Source organism: Rhizobium sp. BK098 (assembly GCF_014193155.1).
Lineage (GTDB): Bacteria > Pseudomonadota > Alphaproteobacteria > Rhizobiales > Rhizobiaceae > Rhizobium.
In genome coordinates this window covers 1-1,818 of record NZ_JACHYY010000046.1, presented here as the reverse complement: position 1 = coordinate 1,818, position 1,818 = coordinate 1, and the positions used below count along the sequence as shown (strand labels likewise).

General features: G+C 59.6%; 2 protein-coding genes. Both read right to left on the bottom strand.

The annotated features are described in order from the left end of the window. A partial coding sequence (locus tag FHT73_RS29240) for a dihydrodipicolinate synthase family protein (protein ID WP_183716543.1) occupies nt 1-789 on the bottom strand: 789 nt, incomplete at its 3' end. An 88-nt stretch (nt 790-877) separates the two neighbouring features. Next, nucleotides 878-1,591, bottom strand: a complete 714-nt coding sequence (locus FHT73_RS29235; RefSeq protein ID WP_183716541.1) for a FadR/GntR family transcriptional regulator — start codon at nt 1,589-1,591, stop codon at nt 878-880. Nucleotides 1,592-1,818 lie beyond the last annotated feature (227 nt).

Genomic DNA, 1,818 nt, shown 5'->3' with positions numbered 1-1,818 from the left:
GGCCTCCTTGACGACGGTAACGTTTGTTCCGTTGCGGAACTTCGTGCGCATGCGTTCGAAGGGCTCAAGCTTGTTGACGATGGCGCGCGCAGCGGTGAAATCGCCTTTCTCCAAGGCAGCGTGAACGGCAAGCGACAGCTTCGGCGCAACATTGACGAGGCCTGAGGTGAAGCCTCTTGCGCCCGCCGCCGCGAATGTCGGAGCCCAGCTTTCGGCCAGACCGCAGACGAAGAGCGCGCCTTTTGGGTCGGAACTCTCGATCGCCCGCGAAAGCAGCATCAGATCCGTCGTCGCAAACTTGATGCCGACAACGTTGCCGTGACCGGCCAGGCGAACCATGTCTTCGACGCTGAACCCCTCGGCACGGACATAGGCGACGAGCGGCAGGGGCGAGGCCTCCGCCAGATCGCGGAAATAGTCGATCTGCGAGCCGGGTGCGGCGAAAGGATCCACCGGCTGGTGCGACATGACGGCTGAAGCACCGATCGAGGCAGCATCCTTCGCCATCTGGATTGCCTCGCGCAATGAACGGCCAATCGCCGCCGTCACCGGCGCCTTGCCGTCGACGCCGGATATCGCCGCTTCATGGACGCGGCGGATTTCTTGCGGAGTGAGCGCATAGAACTCGCCCGTATTGCCCGCTGCGACGATGTTGTGAATGCCGGCAGCCGCTACCCGCTGATAGACCTGAGCGGTGACGCGCGGTTCCACCTCGCCACTTCCTTCATAGGCCGTGACCGGAACACCGGAGACGCCGGTCAGCACCTGCCGCATGGTTTCAATGCTCATCTTCCTACCCTGACCCTTTATCATCTATCGAGACGCAAACGAGGAGACGTAAAGAAGCCATCACCTCGCCTTTGCCTCATCCAATTCCCTATACGCCCTGGAACATGCGGGCGCGTGCATTCAAGATATGGCGCTTCATGGCATCGTGAGCCTCGGTCTCCTGCCGCGCGAAAATCGCCTGCACGATGACGGCATGCTCATCCTGAACACTGCGAATCTGTTCTGGCGTCCGCTTGAGACTGAGGCTGCGGGTCACGGAATGACCGATGGCGAAGTGCGGCTTGAACAATTCGCGAGCAGAGACATGGAATTGATTGCCGGTGGCGACCGCAATGGCATCGTGCAGTTCCTGATCTTCTTCAGCGCCAAGTCGGCCCTCGCGAAGACACTGTTCGATTTTTTGAAGCGCTAGTGTGATCCGCTCCTTGTCATCAGCCTGCCAGTTGCGCGCAGCAAGCTCGGCGGCCTCCGCCTCAAGCCCGGCGCGAAATTCGAAAAAGCGCTGGACATCGGCAAGCGATCCTACAGGCACCATTTTCAGGACCGAGGAATCCGGCCTTTGCCTGACATAGGAACCCGACCCCTTGCTCGAAACGACCAAACCATCTGCACGCAGCCGCTCCAGAGCGTCGCGCACAACAGGCCGTGACGCGCCGAACATTGCCGCGAGCTTGGCTTCCGCAGGCAACCGCTCGTTCACAGGAAAGGTTCCATCCGCAATCATCGCGACGATCCTCTCATAGATGATGTCGCCGAAGCGCGTCACGCCCACACCGGAATCGTTGGCGACAGAGAGTTTCATCATCATCCTTCGTGAATGGCGGCGCAGGCACAGCGCACCTGCGCGTTCAGAACTACAAAATCTGTAAAAATCTGTCAACTATTGTAATTATCTGAGAATGTAATATGGTCTCGACGCTGCGCCGGATGGGTGCATGGTGACGGGACGGGAGCCTGTCGCATCGGCCGAGGCAGAGCCAGGTCGAGATTAAAACGGGAGGGATTCGATGCGCGATGAAATATTGCCCC

Bases quoted from the DNA above. Each gene is read 5' to 3' on its own strand.
- FHT73_RS29235 (WP_183716541.1), bottom strand. From the start codon at position 1,591: ATGAAACTCTCTGTCGCCAACGATTCCGGTGTGGGCGTGACGCGCTTC.